Below are 16,070 nucleotides of genomic sequence, written 5' to 3'. Positions count from 1 at the left end.
GGACTCAGGAACCAGCTCTATGGGCTGTGACCTGTGAAAACTAGAGTTACGGATGTGACTAGCGGTCGATATCCGACACGCCGCGCCCAAAGCGGTGCAGCTGTGTCACGTGTCGTGGCTCAAGTTCCTCCAACGACGTCACACCCAGCAGCCGCATTGTCCGAGTGACCTGGCCGGACAGGATCTCAATGGCCCTGTCGACGCCCGCCTCGCCGCCGGCCATCAGGCCGTACAGATAGGCACGGCCGACCAACGTGAACCGTGCCCCGAGAGCTATCGCGGCGACGATGTCCGCGCCGGCCATGATCCCGGTGTCCAGCAAAATCTCGGTCGAGCCGCCCAGCTCGCGTGCGACAGTCGGCAGCAGGTGAAACGGCACCGGTGCGCGGTCGAGCTGACGCCCGCCGTGGTTGGACAGCACGATGCCGTCGACGCCGAGGTCGACCACCGCCCGCGCGTCGTCGAGCGTCTGAATTCCCTTGACTACCAACTTGTTCGGCCATTGAGTCTTGATCCACGCCAAGTCCTCGAACGTGACGGTGGGATCGAACATCGTGTCGAGGTATTCGGCGACCGTGCCCGGCCAGCGGTCAAGCGACGCGAACGACAACGGTTCGGTCGTCAGCAGATCGAACCACCACCGCGGATGCGGAATGGCGTCCAGCACGGTCCGCAGTGTCAGCGTCGGCGGTATCGACATCCCATTTCGGGTGTCGCGCAGCCGCGCCCCGGCGACCGGAACGTCGACGGTCACCAGCATGGTGTCGAATCCTGCCGCCGCGGCCCGCTCGACCAACGCCATCGAGCGATCGCGGTCCTTCCACATGTACAGCTGAAACCAGTTGCGCCCGTGAGGGTTTGCGGTCTTCACATCTTCGATCGAGCGCGTGCCCAGCGTCGAAAGCGCGAACGGGATGCCCGCCCGTGCCGCGGCGTGCGCTCCGGCGGTCTCTCCCTCGGTGTGCATCAGGCGGGTGAAGCCCGTCGGCGCTATTCCGAACGGCAGCGCCACGTCGTCGCCGAGCACGGCCCACCCGGTGGAGACCTTCTCGACGTTGCGCAGGATGGTCGGGTGAAACTCGATGTCGCGGAACGCCTGCCGGGCACGCGCCAGGGATAGCTCCTCCTCGGCCGCCCCGTCGGTGTAGTCGAATGCCGCTTTCGGCGTGCGGCGCCTGGCGATTCGGCGCAGGTCGTCAATCGTCAGGGCGGCGTGGAGCCGTCGCGCTGTCGCACTGAATTGCGGTCGCTTGAAACCGATGAGCGCTCGCATCTCACCGGGTCTCGGGAATCGTCGCTTCACCGAAACACTCGGCGCGTTACTCGGCGGCCGCCGCGAGCGCTCGCTTGACATGGCCGCGCCGTTCCTCGATGAGGCGGCCCAACTCCTGGAGAAGCGCCGGTTTTTGCTGCAGCACCGCTTCGATGTGCTCGCGACCGATCTGCAGCGCCGTGATTTCGACAAGTGCCCGCGCTTCGGCCAGCACCGGTTCCCGCGTGAGCGCTGTCTGTCCAAGGAAGGATTCATCGGTCAGCGTCGTCACCGGCACAAGCGACCCGTCCTCGGTCGGCGCGATCACCCGAACACGTCCCGACACAATGAAGGTCATTCGCGTCGGCACCTCGCCGAGGTGCTGCACGATCTCGTCGGCGCCATATCGCACCAGCTTCGCGTGGGGGGCGACTTGTTGCTGCTCGGCAGGAGTGAGCCGCAGTGCCGGTCTCACCACCCTGTGCAGCGCATCCTCGACGGCTTCCTGGCTGCTGAAGTCGTCCTCGACTTCGTCGAGGTGAAGCCCTTCCCGGCGCGCGGCATACCAAACCCACCGCAGGAACGTCGCCTTGGCGTCGCCGTCGTCGGCCGGAGACCGCAGCGGAATGGTGGTGCGGTAGTTGACGCCCCCGAGCGGCACCGTCTTCGGCGCACGGTCAGGTCGCAGTTGGGGAAGCTCGCCGGCCACACGTGTGAGCGTGGCGCAGACCCGGTCCGGGGAATCATCGGTCGAGAAGACGGTGGAAATCTTGATCTTGTGTGCGCCGGGGGGACGGCTCAGGTTCGTGAACGACGCGACGGCCAGTATCGAGTTCGGGGTGATCTGCAATCCGGAGCCCGTATCGATATGTACTGCACGCCAATTGACTTCGACCACGCGTCCGCGCACCGACGACGTCTCGATCCAGTCGCCAAGCCTAAAGGGCTGTTCGAACAGCATCAGCAGGCCGGAGATGATCTGGCCCACGGAGTGCTGCAGCGTCAGACCGATGACGATCGAGGTCACACCCAAGGCCGTGAACAGCCCACTGACGTGGGCACCCCAGATGTAGGAAAAGATGATTGCCAGGCCGACCGCGATCAGCAGGAAGCGCGCGACATCGACGAAGATCGCGGGGATCCGTTGGCGCCATGTTCCTTCGGGCGCCGCCTGGAAGAGCGTCGCGTTGATCCCCGAGAGCAGAAGCACCATGACCACGAAGCCGAACAGTGTGGCGACGATCTTGACCGGTGTGTCCTGGGCCGGGATTTGCGTCGCCTTGACGAGCAGCAGGAGTAGCGCCCCGAGCGGCAGCAGGTAGTTGCGCAGCAGGCTGACCGGCCTGGCCAGGAAACTCTTCCTGCGCTCCAGCGCGTGCTGCCATTCGGTGAGAACAATGAGCGTTACCGGCAGTCCGACGGCGACTCCGACTGCCCAGTAGAACCACGAAGACGTGAAGACGTCGCTCATCAGGAACGCTCCGATAGCCGCCAGATCGGCTGCTCGACGCCGTCCATCGTGATCGAGCCCGCGGGTGCGAAAGCTCTTGTATCGCCGATTGTTTCGTACACCTGCTGCGTCACGTAGATGCCGTCTTGTGGCGAGCCGCTTTGCACTCGGTAGGCCAGGTTGACCGCCGACCCCCACATGTCGTAAATGATCGAGGATCGGCCCACCAGCCCGCTGCTGACCTGGCCCGTGTCGATGCCGGCCCGCAGCCCTAATTGGTGGCCGGTCTCGGCATTGAACCGGTCGATGATGCGCTGAACCTCGATCGCGAAATCAACTGTGCGGCGGACGTTGTCCAGCCGGGGTACGTTCAGGCCACAGCTGGCGAGGTAACCGTTGTGGACGGTTCGCACCGGTTCTACGCCCAGTTCGTCTGCGGCGGCATCCATTTGGCGTGCCAACTCGTTGACGAGCGACAGCGACTCCTGCGAGGTCAGTTCGGCTTGGAGCCGATCCATGCCGACAATGTCGGCGAAGATCACGGTGACATCATGGTGATCCTGGGCGATGACCTCCTCACCCTGCCGATACCGCTCGACAACCCGCTCGGGCATCAGCAACGACAGCAATCGGTCGTTCTCCCGGCGCTGCTCGTTGAGTAGGTCTTCCTTGATGGCAAGGTTGCGGGTCATCTCGTTGAAAGCCTGTGTCAGATCGCCGATCTCGTCCTTCGATTCCACAGGTATGGCAATGTCGTAGTCGCCACCGCTGATCTTCTGCGCCCCGGCTTCCAACCTTCGGAGGGGTCGCACGAAGATGTGAGACGCGACCATCGCCGCCAGGCAGATCACGAAAATGGTTGCGGCGACGGAGATCACCATCGTCCTGGTGAATCTGGACTCGCGTGCGAAGGCCTCGGCGGTATCGAGCTTGGCCACGATCGACCAGTGCAGACCGCTGTCAGGTATCACCACGGGCGCATAGGCCTGCAGAGTTTCCTGCCCGAGGTAGTCGTGGGTGACCATGGTGCCGGACTCGCCGCGCTGGGCCGCACGCGTCGCCTCGCTTGCGATTGGCTGTATCAGGCACGTCATGCCCAGCCGAATCGCAGTATCGGCGACGTCGGGTGGTGTGCCCGCCTGCACCACTTCGTTCTTGTACTGATCGGGGTTTTGCAGCAGCATCCGCGAATCGGAGCGCATGAGATCGTCTGGACCGGCCAGAAAAGTCTCGCCGGTTTCACCCATGCCATCCGCCGCCCACTGCTGATCGAAGGTCATCAACCTGTTGATCTTCGTGATCGGGAATTGCAGTGCCATCACGCCTTCGGTGCGGCCGTTGTCGCTCACCGGCGACACCATCCAGGCGGTGGGCTGTCCCTCTGCCGGCTGGTAGATCTCGAAGTCGGTGATCCCCACGTAGTCGTCGGAGTTGGTCGCCAGCGCCTTTTCATAGGCCCCGCGCAGCAGTGAGGTGTTGTACGGACCGCTCAGGATGTTGGTGCCGAGATCGACGTCTTTGTAGGCGGTGTAGACCACGTTTCCCCGCGTATCCAGAAGTAGCACGTCCTGGAATTCGAACCGCTGGACGATTTGGCGAAAGAAGTCTTGATATCTTGCGTTCGCCGCCGACCATGCGCTGCCGTCGTGGGCGTCGTCAACCGTCACGGCGACATCGTCGGATTGGCGCTTAGCGGTGTAATTGGCCTGTAAGTATTTTTGAGCGTTGGTGGCGGGCAACACCGCCCTCAGGTCCGGCTCGACGTTGCTGTAGTGCTCGATCTCCTTCATGAACGTGTTCTTGTAGTAGTCGTCTATGGCCTGTTGTTGCGCTGGATCGGTGGTCGCGTTGGCGAGCTGGTCGAATCCGGCGATGAACGCTCCAAGCGCGGGCACGGTCACCGCGCCGTGAGAGTAGATGACCAGCGAGTTCTTCAGATCTTTGAACTCGGCCGTCAAGGCCCGTGATTGCGATTGACGCACCTCGGTGAGCCGGCTGAAAACCTGATTGCGCAGCGAGCTGCGGCCGGCCTGGAAAGCAATCGAACCGACCACCGCCGCGCCGATGATCGTGCACAGCACCAACATCAAGACGAGTTTCGACTGAATCGAGAACCGGGACAGCAGTGTGCGTCGCGGAAGACGCCGAAACCTTCGTATGCCGATAGCTTCCTTGTCAGACGCCTCGGCCTCGACGTGGTCCGCCGTCGACGAGTCCGTCACCGCAGTGCCGTCCTCAGACGATCGCAGCATCAGCTTCCTTCTCTCTGCACTCTCTGCAGCGCGTCGATCACGCAGCAGATTAGCTTGAAAACACCTGATCCAATGGGAGGACAGCTGTGAATGGGCCAGATCAGTTCGACCTGCGGCGTTTTGTCGACGCCCAGGAACCGGTTTACGACGAGGTTCTCGGTGAGCTTCGCGGTGGTCGCAAACGCAGCCATTGGATCTGGTTTGTGTTCCCGCAGCTCCGCGGGTTGGGCCGCAGTCCCACCGCGCAGCGGTTCGGCATCTCGTCGTTGGACGAGGCGCGGGCGTACGTGCAGCATGACGTCCTGGGGCCGCGGCTGCGTGAATGCGCGCGGCTGACCGCCCAGATCGAGGGCCACTCGGCTGAGGACGTTTTCGGCTGGCCCGACAACCTCAAGGTGCGCTCGTCGATGACGCTGTTCGCACGCGCCACCGACGACAACGCCGACTTCCGCGCTGTGCTCGACAAGTTCTACGGCGGTCAGGAGGACCCGGCCACCGTCGAGCAGCTCAACACGGCGCGATGATCATCCAGCCGTGCGATTCCACCTCGACCCGGCCGACAACGTCTGGCGGCGGCGCGCCGGAACCCGCGACGATCTGACCTTCGCCGTAGCCGAACTCCGACAGCGACAGCGGCAACGGCGCCGCGTCGATGTTGAGGACAACCAGCAGCACGTCGGTACCGTTGCGGGTCGCGTAAACGTACTGGGTGTTCGTCAGTCGCAGCGGCGACGTCCTGGCGGAGTGCAGCCACGGGTGGCGGCGTCGCAGCCCGATCAGGTACTGGTGCAGCCGGAACACGTCGTGACCCTGCTCGTCGACTCCCATTAGGGGAGTGGTGAATTCGGGCCGCACGGCGTCGTCACCGCCGAACCGCTCCTCTTTGATACCGCGGTACGCGGCTTCGTCGCCGGAATAGACGCTCGGTGTGCCACCGATCGTCATCAGGAGGACCAACGCGTGCTCGAGGTGCCGGGTGTTGGTCAGCTGGCTGGCGATGCGGGTGACGTCGTGATTTCCGACGAAGGTCATCGGCACGAAGTCATCGAGAAACTCGTTGTGCCGCACCAGCGCCCAGTCGAGTTCGTGGAAGTTGCCGTCGTTGAGGCTGCTCCAGATCGCCTTCCACAGCTCGTACTGCGTCACCGAATCGAATCCGGAGTCCCGCACGCGTGCCGTGTAGTCGCCGTGGATGACTTCCCCGACGAACCACGCGTCGCCGAACTCCTGGCGGACCTGCGGGAGGACCCGAGCCCAGAACCGGTCGGGGACCGCGTAGGCGGCGTCCAGTCGCCAGCCGTCGGCGCCTCGCCGCAGCCAGTGCGTCATCACATCGGCGGTGTAGGCGACGACTTCCGGGTTGTCGTGGTCGAGCGCGATCAGGTCGCCGTGTCCCTCGAATGTGTCAAAGTCGTTGCCGCGCTTGCGGAACCACGACGTACGTTCGAACTCGGTGCCGACGTGGTTGAACACGCCGTCCAGCAGCACCCTTAGCCCACGACGGCGAGCCTCGGCGATCAGATGGTCGAAATCGTCGTCATCACCGAGTCGCGGGTCGATGTGGTAGTGGTCGGTGGTGTCATAGCCGTGGGTGCGCGACGCGAACACCGGTCCGAGAGCGATGCCCGATGCGCCGAGTTCGACGGCGTGGTCGAACCATTCGACGATGCGGCGCAACCGATGTTGGTCGGCGGTCGGTGGCGGGTCCGCGGGGTAGGCACCGACGAAGCCCAGCGGGTAGACCTGCCACCAGATCGCATGCTCGACCCACGCCGGTTCGGTCATGCCCGAAACTTCTGCTCGTACAACGATTTCATGGTGTCGGCGAACTCCGCAGCCGGCCCGTCGACTTCAATACGCGGGGCGACGGTGGTGATGGGCAACGCGGCCACCGGCGATGGCGGTGAATGCCACTCGGCGCGCCACTGGGTCAATTGCTCGGAAGAAGCCGCGTACACGATGCGGCCCAGACCCACCCAGGCGTGGGCGGCGGCGCACATCGGGCAGTGCTCACCCGACGTGTAGACCGTCGCGCGGGCCCGTTCGTCCGGCGTCATGTTGTCGACGGCCCAGCGCGCGATCGCGAATTCGGGGTGGCGGGTTTCATCGCCGTCCTTGACGCGGTTGCGGTCCTCGTAGCGGGTCGTGCCGTCACCGTCGACCAATATCGAGCCGAAAGGTTCGTCGCCGGCCGTCAGAGCCTCACGCGCGAGTTCCACGCAGCGGCCAAGGCGTTCGAGGTCGTCGTCGCTGATCGCCACAGGCCGGAGTTTACGCAGCCGCTACCGCCACGCGACGCGATCGGGTCAGTGGATAACAGGCCAGTCCGAGGCCGACCGCGCAGAGGTGACCGACGCCGGTGAAATTGGTGCGCATTGCCAGAGCGACCACGAACACGAGCACCGTGGCAGCAACGTACACCCATCGCCATGGGAGTGGGACCCGGTAGGTGAGTACCGCGACGATACCGGCGACGAAGTAGCTCACACCGATGTCGCGGGCGTCGATGAGCCGCGGCGAGACGATGGCCTCCTGGATCGTCCAGTACAGATAACCTTCGCTCAGATAGGTCGCACCGACGTGACACACCAGCCCCGCGATCAGCCATCGCAGCTGCCCGAGCCAGCGCTCGGCGGGCGCAAGGAACGCCGTGAAGACAAGCAGGTAGGGCCACCAGTATTTGCCGTCGATCCACAGCAGGCTCTCGATCAGCACCCGGATCGGATCGGAGGCCAGATGGTGAAGGTTCGTCGAGTCCTTCTGCAGCAGCGCGCGCACTCGCCGAACAGACATCGAGTGCTGAATGATCGTGGTGGCCAGCAGCACGACGAGCCACGAATACGTCAGTGGAGCACTACGGATATAACGCCACACCGTCGTCACGAGTGATGACGATAAAGGTGCGATGAGTCCGTCGCTTCGCGACGGTCAACCCGTGTGGAGGTGGCGGTGTGAGCACACAGAAGGCGCTGGACGTCGAGATTGCCACCGACGCGCTGGACGAATGGATGGAACTGGGTTGTCTACCTTGCCATTTCGAGGTCCACCCGTGGATGCGCGAGCTGCTGGCGCCGGGACGCACCATCGCGCTGCACGCCACCGACGTCGACGCACACTGGCTGCTCGACCTGACCGGTGACGTGATTGCATGGCGCCGCGCCGACGAGCCAGCGGCCGCGGAAATCCGCGCACCCGTGACGGATCTGCTGCTGACGATTTACCGACGCCGACCAGTCGACGGTCTGCATGTCAGGGGTGACGCGGCGCTGATCGACTTCTGGCTGGGGCGTGTCGGCTTCGGCTGACCGGGGAATCCTGGACTGGTGCAATACCGCAGGTATCGACCTGGGCCTCCGCTCGCGGGTCTCGTGGAGTACATGTGGGCGCTGCGCGATGCGCCGGCGCATTCCACTGAGCGGATCGTCCCGAGCGGCACGCTCGAGCTGGTCGTGAACCTGCACGAGGACGCATTGCGGATCTACGACACCACGGCCCGCAGCTGGCGGCGGTATTCGGGCGTGGTGGTCTCCGGTGCTTATCGCCGGTTCTTCGTGATCGACACGCGCGATCACGCGTCGATCGTCGGTGTGCACTTCAGGCCGGGCGGAGCATGGGCGTTTCTCGGCGTTGCGCCCGGTGAACTGGCCGATAGGCACGTCGATCTCGCGATGCTGTGGGGCCGTCCGGCACTCGAGTTGCGCGAGCGGTTGTGCGCGGCGCCGACGACAGCGGAGCGGTTCACGCTCCTAGAGCGAGAATTGTGTTCGCGCCTGGCCGGCCGACGTCCTGGCCATCCCGCGGTGCCTTTCGCGCTCGGGCAACTGGCCCGGCCTGGCGTCACCGTCGGCGAAGTCGCAGCCGAGGTCCATCTGAGCCGCCGCAGGTTCATCGAAGTGTTCACGAACGAGGTCGGTATGACTCCGAAGCGGTTGAGTCGGGTGTTCCGGTTCCAGACCGTTTGCGAGCTCGCTCGCCGCATCGACGCGCCGGACTGGGGGAGGCTCGCACGAACATGCGGCTACTACGACCAGTCGCATCTCATCAACGACGTCAGCGAGTTCACCGGCACATCACCGACGCAGCTGGCTCCGGCCGGCGAAGAGGTCAAGGAGCTGCACCTGGCGCTGCCGGGTGAGGTCAAAATTCTCCAAGACGGGCACCACGCTCGCCCGTAAGTTGTCTCCTATGAGCAACATCTGGAAGCCGGCGAGCACAGATGATGCCGTCGTGCGCTACCAAGTGGTGGACCTCGATCGCGGAATCGAGTTCTACACAAGCCAGCTCGGGTTCACGCTCGCGCAACGCGCGGGGCCGATTGCAGTCGTTTCGCGCGGTGCGCTGAACCTGCTGCTCAGCGCGCCGCAGAGCTCAGGCGCACAGCCGCTGGCCGGCGGGCAAGCCCAGCAGCCCGGCGGCTGGAACCGGATCGTGCTCTACGTCGACGACATTGCGGCGGAGGTCGACCGCCTGCGCGGCTCCGGCGTGACGTTCCTGAACGACATCAAGGTGGGCCCCGGCGGCAAGCAGGTCCAGATCACCGATCCCGACGGCAATTCGATCGAACTGCACGAAGCCCCGGCCTGACGGTCAGTGGCACGGTTCGGCGACGTCGAGCCGGCATGCGCACGACGCCAGGACCGGGACGTCGGCCCGTGCCTTGAGCAGGTCGAGCTGTTGACCGATGATCGCCGCTTCGTCGGTGCGGCCCAATCGCTGAAGGCATTCGTGGTACCCGTGCAGGCTCCACACGTTGGCTGGATGCTGACAGGGCCGCGCCAGCGTGGGATCCAGCCCGAGATCGGCGGCATACACCTGCGCGGCTTCCTCGACGTGTCCCTGTTCCAGTAACAGCGCGCCGTAGGCATGGCGTGTCGGTTGCATCCAGCCCCAGGGTTCGTCGTAGGGGAGTGAATCGTCGAGTTCGATCGCGTGTCGCAGGTGAGCGAACGCGTCGTCGAAACGCCCTTCGCGGTAATCGATTTCGCCGTCGAGCATCGCGCCCGCGATAGCCAGGATGTCGCGGGCGGTGTTGTTGAACAGGTAGCGGGTATCCGGGATGCGGGCATAAGCCTGGCTGAACGCGTCGCGTTCTGAACGCGCCTGTGGCAGTTGACCTTTCGCGGCGTGCGCAACACCGCGGCCGTAGTGGATGGTGGTCGCCGTGCTGCAATACAGCTCGACATCCTCGGGCAGCGGCTGCGCGATCAACTCGTCCCACCGTCCGAACCTCACCAATACGTGGATGCGCAACGGCACGAACGCCTCAAGCCAATCCGCCATCGGCGGTGACTCGATGGCGAGCAGTTCGGGGGTGAGCTGTTCCGCGAGCTCGTCAGCGGCCTCGAGAGCAGCACGCGAATTGCCTTCGAACATCGCGGAATAGACGATGAAGTGCAAGTTGTGCGCCCGGTACAGGGAGTAGAAGTTGAGCGGGCCTTCGCGCTCGACGAAACGCCCATCGGCTTGCACGGCAGACCGATTCGACACCACCGAGTCGCGGTAGTTCCCGCAGAGCACATCGATGTGGCTGGGCATGTGTTCCAGGTGCCCGGCGTCGGGCACCAGCCCGCGCAGCAGGTCAGCGGCGGGCAGGGCATCCTGAGGTGAACCCGACATCTCCATCGTGTGCAGATACAGATGCAGCACACCGGGATGTTCGCGGCCGGCCGCGGTGGCCAGCGCGTTGTCGAGGATCTGCTTGGCCTCTACCACTCGCGAGCCGGGTGCGGGCTCGCCGGTTCTGGTGTCCCACAACGCCCATGCGGTGACGTTGACAAGAGCGTCGGCGGCCAGCGCCTGCACGTCGACATCGTCTGGGTACGTCCCGGCCAGCGTTGACATCGCGTCGGCATAGGCAGTGTGTCCGGCGTTCAGCGCGTCAGCGTCCTGCGGATCGTCGGTAGGGAAACGGGCCTGCAGCGCAGCGATCAGGCCGTGTTCGATCGCCGACGCCCGCCCGTTGGCGGCCAGACCGAGTTCCATCCGTGCCCGCGCCAACGATGCGGCCATGTCGACGGGATCGAATGCGTCCCACGCCTTGTTGTAGTTTGGCCCAACCGAGTAGGCGACACCCCAGCGGGCGATCGCGAGGTCGGGATCGAGCTCCAAGGCGCGGTCGAAACACCGGATCGCCTCTTCGTGGTTGAACGCATAGGCCCAAACCATCCCGCGGTCGAACCACACCTGCGCCTGCGGCGACGGCGTCTCAATCGGCCGGTGATAGGACCCGAGGTCGTAATACGGCTCGTTCCCGCCGCGCGAAACGCTCATAGACGGCACGATAATTCACCCGTGAGGCCGTGGCGACGATTGCCAGCACACAACCGGCCGCACCCCAGATCGCCAGGGTGGCAATCGGCGCCCATGATCCGTTGCCGCCGAAGTACTCGACGCTGCGCAGCAGCGACACCCCGGAGCCCTGCGGCACGATCGCGGTGAACGTCGAATAGAAACTCGACAGCAGCGGCCTGCCCACCGGTCCTGCTGCGGCGGCGTTGCCGACCACGACCAAGAACGCCGTCAACACCATCGACGCGACCGAGCCGAACGCGGCGGCCACGCCGGTGACCGCCCCGCCGACGGCCATCGCATAGAGCCACAGCGCGCCGAACAGTGCCCACGTATGACCCGTCAGCGCACCAAGAATCACGTCGACGTAAAAGGTCACGCCGCCGGCCAGCAGCGCCGAATAGCTCACTAGCGTCAGCGTGCGCACGGCGAGCGTCACCGGCCTGCGCACGGTTCCCATCACGCGGCCGAGCACCGCCGCGCCGACGGAGGCGCCGATTGAGATGAAGATGATCGCGTAGAACTCGACGGTGCCGGACGGGTCGCCCGCCGACGGCGGTGCGACGTCCTCCACGGTGGGTGTCAGGCCGGCGTTAGCGGCGATCGTACGGCCCACAGTCTCGGCGGCGTTCGCGACGCTGCGTCCGCCACCGCCGGCCATGTAGATCTTGAACTGGCCGTCCGGCGCGACGGCGAAGGCGGCGTCCGTCTTGCGTTCGTACACTTGCGCGCGAGCCGCCTCGGCGTCGCCAACTTCCGTGACCGCCAACGCATCCTGGCTTCGGATGCCGTCGACAAGCTGCTCCGGGCCGGCCACGGCGACGGCCATGTGGTGCAGCGTCGGTTTGGCGAATGCGCCGGAATAGCTCGCGATCATGGCGACCACGAACAGCGTCAGACCGATCATCGCCAACGCCACGGTGCGGATCGCGGCGCGGTCGCGCGCGGGATGCCGCTCGGCGGCTTGGTGTTTAGCCATCGTGAGAACCTTTCGAGACTGTAGTGAGGCCGAGTAGTGCGTTGACGGTGTCGAGTGCGGCGCGCACGCGGCCGTTGAGGTCGGTGGTGTCGGGATCTTCCATCCACGACCGCAGCACCTCCATGAACCCGCCGACGAGGAAGCGGGACACCGATTCCGGTGTGAGGCCGGCGATCGGGGAGACCACCGGCATCGCCTGGGTGGCGATCTCCTGGCAGGCCGGCGCGAGTTCGGCGCGAAACGCATTGACCACTCGCTGCGTCACCGCGCTCGGCACGACGTTGCGGTACATCGAGCGGTGTTCGGCGGCGAAGTCGAACAGTCGCAGGATGCGTGCGCGTGGCTGGCCGCCGCCGGGCTCAGTGGTGGCGGCGGCGAACGCCACAGAAAAGGCGGTCGCGACGGCGTCGTCGCGGTCGCGGAAGTGTTGATAGAACGCCTGACGGCTGACCTGGGCCCGGGTGACGATGTCGCCGACCGTCATTTGATCGACCGGGCGCTCGTGGGCCAGGGCGAATGCCGCCTCCCGCAACCGGGCGCGGACGCGCTCGGCGCGGGGATCGACGCTATGGGCTCGTGCTGCCATACAGGCAGCGTAAGGCACTTCGTAGACAGATGACTACGAAAATTTAGGTAATCTAAGACAAGTTGTGGCGCAGGTGTGACGGCCGCTACGTCAGAGCGTGTGCAGCACGGCAGTGGCGGCCGCGAGTGCGAGCCCGATCACGGCGGGCGCCATGTCGGCGGCGCCGTCGGATGCCCGTAGATGGAAGGCGACCGCACCAATCGACAACAGCGCCAGGCCGATCGCCGCGGCGATGCCGATCGGTGCCCACAGCAGGCCGACGAGCACCCCGGCGACGCCGGCAAGCTCAAGCGCTCCGATGGCGCGCCACTGCATCGGCTTGACGCCCAAGTGGTCGCGGATTGCCAGGGACCGCTGAACCCCGAGCAGTTTGATGCTCGCGGCGAATGTGAACAGCGCTGCGAGTAGCAGCGTGACGATTACGGTGGCGGTGTCCATCAAGGAGCAGGGTAGAAGCATCCCGCCGAGAGGGTGTCGGGAATTAGCGTTCAGGCGTGCTGCAAATAATTCTCAACTACGCCGGCATCGCGGTGTTCGCCTCGTCGGCAGCGACGGTCGGGGTCCGTAAAGGCTTCGACTTGTTCGGCATCGCGACGCTGGGAGTACTTACCGGCGTTGGCGGAGGGGTGCTACGCGATCTGCTGCTCGACAGGGCTCCCTACTCAATCCAGCACTGGCCCAATATCACCGTCGCGCTCATCGCCGTCGCCGTCGCTACTCCGCTCGCTCATCTTGTGATTCGGATGAACACTGCGGTCCTCGTTCTTGACGCGATCGGGATGGGGTTCTTCGCCACCTCCGGCGCGGCGATCGCGGTCGACGCAGGCGCGAGCTGGTTCGCCGCGGGCATCATCGGCATGGTCACGGCCATCGCCGGCGGGATGCTGCGTGATGTCATCGCCCGCGAAATTCCGTACGTCATGGGCCCGGACGATCTGTACGCGATTCCGGCGTTGCTCGGCGCCGCGACATACGTCGCGATCGACTACTTCGGGCCGCAGTGGGTAGGCATTGCGGTCGGCAGCGCGGTGGCGACGCTGTTACGGCTTGCGGCGCTGGCGTTTCACTGGCAGTTACCGACCGGCCCGCGTGAATTGATAACGCGCGACGAGAGTCAGTGACCGGGCGAACTGCATTAGGCGCGTAGGCCGTTGCAGACGCCGTGCGCCGCTTCGACGAACGGCAGTACCGTTTCCAGCCAGGCCACCGGCTCCGACGAGAACACCACGTGACCCGTCGGCAGGGCCTCGAACTTTGAGCCTGGTATAGCGGTCTGCACGGCCCTGCCCCAGCGGATAGGAGCGCTGGGATCCTTTGCGCCCCAAGTGATGAGCACCGGCGCGGTTATCTTCGCCGCACGGGTTCGCAGGTCGTGCCCCGGTTCGGTGAAGCTCTTCCACAGTGCGGCGGCGGTTCGCGCGCCGTCATCGGTCTTGGCGCGTGCGACCACGCGCCCGACGATGGCCTTGTCGGTTTCATTTGCGGCATGCATGTAGGCGCGCACGAACGCGGGGAACACCGCCTTCACCACGCGGGGCCTCCCCATGACCGCACACGCGATACGGGTGAACACGCTGTGCGGGGTGAAGCCGCCGGTGTTGATCAGCACGACTCCTGCGACTCTTTCCGGCCGCTCCAATGCCAGTCGGCACGCGGCATAGCCGCCGACGGAGTTGCCGACGACCACGAGGTTGCGCAGATCGAGGCGGTCGGCGAATTCGATGATCAGGTCCCCGAATTCGACGGCGCGAAGCGGCCTGGCTGGTAGGGGAGAGGTGCCATGACCGGGCCAGTCGACGGCGATGACGCGTCTGCCGTTGGCCAGCGCAGCCGCGACGGGTGCGAAGTCGGTGCGGTCGTGCAAAGCGGCGTGAAGCAACAGCACCGGCGGTCCGCTGCCCTCGTCGGTGTAGGAAACGGTTGCGACGGAAGTTTGCATCGTCACCATCAGCGTGCCTTTCATTGACCGGTCGGTCGGTCAATTACACTAACGCACATGGAAGTGGTGAACAAGAGACTGGCTGCCGCCCAGCAGACCCGTGCGAACCTGATCGAGACCGGGTTGGTGCTGGCAGAGAATCTCGGCCTCGAAGGCCTGAGCGTCAACGCGGTCGTCGCAGCCGCAGGCGTGTCGAAGGGCACGTTTTTTCACCACTTCCCGGACCGGGTGTCCTATCTGGTCGCGCTGCACCGCCGCTTCCACGACGTGCTGTTCGACGAGGTGATGTCGGTCATCAGCGAGACGGCGCCGGGAAAGGACCGCCTCGCTGCCGCCGCGACCGCGTATCTCGACGGCTGTTTGCGTGACCGCGGCGTCAAGGCGCTACTGCTCGAGGCCCGCGGGCATCTGCCGATCGCTGAGGAGGTCACGCGTCGCAACCGGATGAACGTTGACGTGCTGGTGGCCGATTTCGAGGCCCTCGGCTCGCCGCATCCGCGCGAAGTGGCCCGGCTGTGGATCGCGGCGACCGCCGAATGTGCCCTGATCGAACTCGAACTCGGCCACGAAAGCCCGGCGGCCCGCGCGGCGCTCAACAGCCTGGTCGAGTGAAGGCTGCTCGACACCGAAGCTAGAACATGTTCTAGTGCAACTGTGCTGGATTGGACACTCGAGAACCTGACGGCCGACGAGGTCGAGCGGCTGCGTGCCATCTATGAGCCGCTCACCCAGTCGGTGCGGGAGTTGATCGACGCGACCATCCGCACGGAAGTCGATGCCGACGCGGTTGCTGCCGCCAAGGCCGAGATCGACTCGGCAACGGCGCGACTGCGGCGCAAGCAGCTCGACGGGGCGTACGGCATCCGGTTCACGTCCGGCGGCGATCAGATGCCGTGGGGCAACGTCGTGATCGGGCTGCGCAATCCGGTCGCACCGCCGCTGGACGTGAAGACCAGTCCGGACGGCAGCGTGTCCGCCGACTTCTACCTGGGCGCGGCCTTTGAGGGCCCACCGGGCCATGTGCACGGGGGAGTCGCGGCGATGATTCTTGACCACGTGCTCGGTGCTGCGGCGGCCACTCCGGAGAAGCCGCGCTTCACGGGAACGATCACGCTGCGCTACGTGCGCACCACCCGCCTAGGCAACCTGCATGTGGAAGCCAGAATCGCTCGAACGGAAGGCGTGAAGACCTATGCCGTCGGTCATCTCGCCGACGAAGAAGGCGTCACCGTGGAAGCCGAAGGCGTGTTCATCCAGCCCCGGTGGGCGCGGGACTAACCCGCCACCGAACCCAACAAGATGCCAGTGCTCCGTGCTAGCCGCC

Annotated in this window: 18 protein-coding genes; 7 read left to right on the top strand and 11 right to left on the bottom strand. The window is 65.2% G+C overall.

What is annotated here, in order from left to right; genetic code table 11:
- Nucleotides 1–58: 58 nt before the first annotated feature.
- From ACWW36_RS25025 to ACWW36_RS25015, 3 genes are read right to left on the bottom strand one after another with little or no spacing between them, the layout of a single operon-like run.
- Nucleotides 59–1,354, bottom strand: a complete 1,296-nt coding sequence (locus tag ACWW36_RS25025; RefSeq protein ID WP_456138638.1) for an alpha-hydroxy acid oxidase — start codon at nucleotides 1,352–1,354, stop codon at nucleotides 59–61.
- Entirely contained in the window at nucleotides 1,320–2,723 is a 1,404-nt protein-coding gene (locus tag ACWW36_RS25020) for a mechanosensitive ion channel family protein (RefSeq protein ID WP_456138637.1), read from the bottom strand. The genes ACWW36_RS25025 and ACWW36_RS25020 overlap by 35 nt, the downstream gene beginning before the upstream one ends.
- Entirely contained in the window at nucleotides 2,723–4,954 is a 2,232-nt protein-coding gene (locus ACWW36_RS25015) for an adenylate/guanylate cyclase domain-containing protein (protein WP_456138636.1), read from the bottom strand. Before ACWW36_RS25015 ends, ACWW36_RS25020 begins: the two co-directional genes overlap by 1 nt.
- A gap of 86 nt (nucleotides 4,955–5,040) precedes the next feature.
- Between ACWW36_RS25015 and ACWW36_RS25010 the strand changes: the two genes are divergently transcribed.
- Entirely contained in the window at nucleotides 5,041–5,478 is a 438-nt protein-coding gene (locus ACWW36_RS25010) for a DUF1810 domain-containing protein (protein WP_456138635.1), read from the top strand.
- Here the strand turns inward: ACWW36_RS25010 and ACWW36_RS25005 are convergent.
- From ACWW36_RS25005 to ACWW36_RS24995, 3 genes are read right to left on the bottom strand one after another with little or no spacing between them, the layout of a single operon-like run.
- The gene (locus ACWW36_RS25005) at nucleotides 5,462–6,739 is read right to left on the bottom strand and encodes an alpha-amylase family protein (protein ID WP_456138634.1); all 1,278 of its coding nucleotides are present in this window, start codon (nucleotides 6,737–6,739) and stop codon (nucleotides 5,462–5,464) included. The genes ACWW36_RS25010 and ACWW36_RS25005 overlap by 17 nt on opposite strands.
- Nucleotides 6,736–7,215: a nucleoside deaminase gene (locus ACWW36_RS25000; protein WP_456138633.1), complete on the bottom strand. Its 480-nt coding sequence runs from the start codon at nucleotides 7,213–7,215 to the stop codon at nucleotides 6,736–6,738. The genes ACWW36_RS25005 and ACWW36_RS25000 overlap by 4 nt, the downstream gene beginning before the upstream one ends.
- 10 nt (nucleotides 7,216–7,225) lie before the next feature.
- Nucleotides 7,226–7,837 (bottom strand): rhomboid-like protein, encoded by a 612-nt coding sequence (locus ACWW36_RS24995; RefSeq protein WP_456138632.1) that lies wholly within the window; start codon nucleotides 7,835–7,837, stop codon nucleotides 7,226–7,228.
- Nucleotides 7,838–7,905: 68 nt separating this feature from the next.
- Between ACWW36_RS24995 and ACWW36_RS24990 the strand changes: the two genes are divergently transcribed.
- The 3 genes from ACWW36_RS24990 to ACWW36_RS24980 are packed head-to-tail and all read left to right on the top strand — an operon-like array spanning nucleotide 7,906 to nucleotide 9,538.
- Nucleotides 7,906–8,259 carry a hypothetical protein gene (locus ACWW36_RS24990; RefSeq protein WP_456138631.1) on the top strand — a complete coding sequence of 118 codons (354 nt, stop codon included), beginning with the start codon at nucleotides 7,906–7,908 and terminating at the stop codon, nucleotides 8,257–8,259.
- A gap of 18 nt (nucleotides 8,260–8,277) precedes the next feature.
- Nucleotides 8,278–9,129, top strand: a complete 852-nt coding sequence (locus tag ACWW36_RS24985) for a DUF6597 domain-containing transcriptional factor (RefSeq protein ID WP_456138630.1) — start codon at nucleotides 8,278–8,280, stop codon at nucleotides 9,127–9,129.
- 10 nt (nucleotides 9,130–9,139) lie between these two features.
- Complete coding sequence (locus ACWW36_RS24980) at nucleotides 9,140–9,538, top strand: VOC family protein (RefSeq protein ID WP_456138629.1); 399 nt, start codon at nucleotides 9,140–9,142, stop codon at nucleotides 9,536–9,538.
- Nucleotides 9,539–9,541: 3 nt separating this feature from the next.
- Here the strand turns inward: ACWW36_RS24980 and ACWW36_RS24975 are convergent, their stop codons facing one another.
- The 4 genes from ACWW36_RS24975 to ACWW36_RS24960 form a co-directional block, all read right to left on the bottom strand.
- Nucleotides 9,542–11,224 (bottom strand): tetratricopeptide repeat protein, encoded by a 1,683-nt coding sequence (locus ACWW36_RS24975; protein ID WP_456138628.1) that lies wholly within the window; start codon nucleotides 11,222–11,224, stop codon nucleotides 9,542–9,544.
- Nucleotides 11,160–12,221 carry a hypothetical protein gene (locus ACWW36_RS24970; protein WP_456138627.1) on the bottom strand — a complete coding sequence of 354 codons (1,062 nt, stop codon included), beginning with the start codon at nucleotides 12,219–12,221 and terminating at the stop codon, nucleotides 11,160–11,162. The genes ACWW36_RS24975 and ACWW36_RS24970 overlap by 65 nt, the downstream gene beginning before the upstream one ends.
- The gene (locus ACWW36_RS24965; RefSeq protein ID WP_456138626.1) at nucleotides 12,214–12,807 is read right to left on the bottom strand and encodes a TetR/AcrR family transcriptional regulator; all 594 of its coding nucleotides are present in this window, start codon (nucleotides 12,805–12,807) and stop codon (nucleotides 12,214–12,216) included. Before ACWW36_RS24965 ends, ACWW36_RS24970 begins: the two co-directional genes overlap by 8 nt.
- 90 nt (nucleotides 12,808–12,897) lie before the next feature.
- On the bottom strand, nucleotides 12,898–13,245 hold the full coding sequence (locus ACWW36_RS24960) for a DoxX family protein (RefSeq protein ID WP_456138625.1): 348 nt from the start codon (nucleotides 13,243–13,245) through the stop codon (nucleotides 12,898–12,900).
- A 56-nt stretch (nucleotides 13,246–13,301) separates the two neighbouring features.
- Here ACWW36_RS24960 and ACWW36_RS24955 point away from each other — a divergent pair, with 56 nt between their 5' ends.
- Nucleotides 13,302–13,928 (top strand): trimeric intracellular cation channel family protein, encoded by a 627-nt coding sequence (locus ACWW36_RS24955; protein ID WP_456138624.1) that lies wholly within the window; start codon nucleotides 13,302–13,304, stop codon nucleotides 13,926–13,928.
- Nucleotides 13,929–13,942: 14 nt separating this feature from the next.
- On the opposite strand, the gene ACWW36_RS24950 is transcribed toward ACWW36_RS24955, so the two are convergent.
- Nucleotides 13,943–14,746, bottom strand: a complete 804-nt coding sequence (locus ACWW36_RS24950; RefSeq protein ID WP_456138623.1) for an alpha/beta fold hydrolase — start codon at nucleotides 14,744–14,746, stop codon at nucleotides 13,943–13,945.
- Between the two features lie 57 nt (nucleotides 14,747–14,803).
- Between ACWW36_RS24950 and ACWW36_RS24945 the strand changes: the two genes are divergently transcribed.
- Together ACWW36_RS24945 and ACWW36_RS24940 are read left to right on the top strand one after the other, a co-directional pair.
- Nucleotides 14,804–15,358: a TetR/AcrR family transcriptional regulator gene (locus tag ACWW36_RS24945; RefSeq protein WP_456138622.1), complete on the top strand. Its 555-nt coding sequence runs from the start codon at nucleotides 14,804–14,806 to the stop codon at nucleotides 15,356–15,358.
- A gap of 42 nt (nucleotides 15,359–15,400) precedes the next feature.
- Nucleotides 15,401–16,024, top strand: coding sequence for a PaaI family thioesterase (locus ACWW36_RS24940; protein WP_456138621.1), 624 nt, complete (start codon nucleotides 15,401–15,403; stop codon nucleotides 16,022–16,024).
- Nucleotides 16,025–16,070: the final 46 nt, after the last annotated feature.

The sequence above is a fragment of the Mycobacterium sp. MMS18-G62 genome, assembly GCF_053877835.1.
This window is presented reverse-complemented; position numbering and strand designations above follow the sequence as displayed.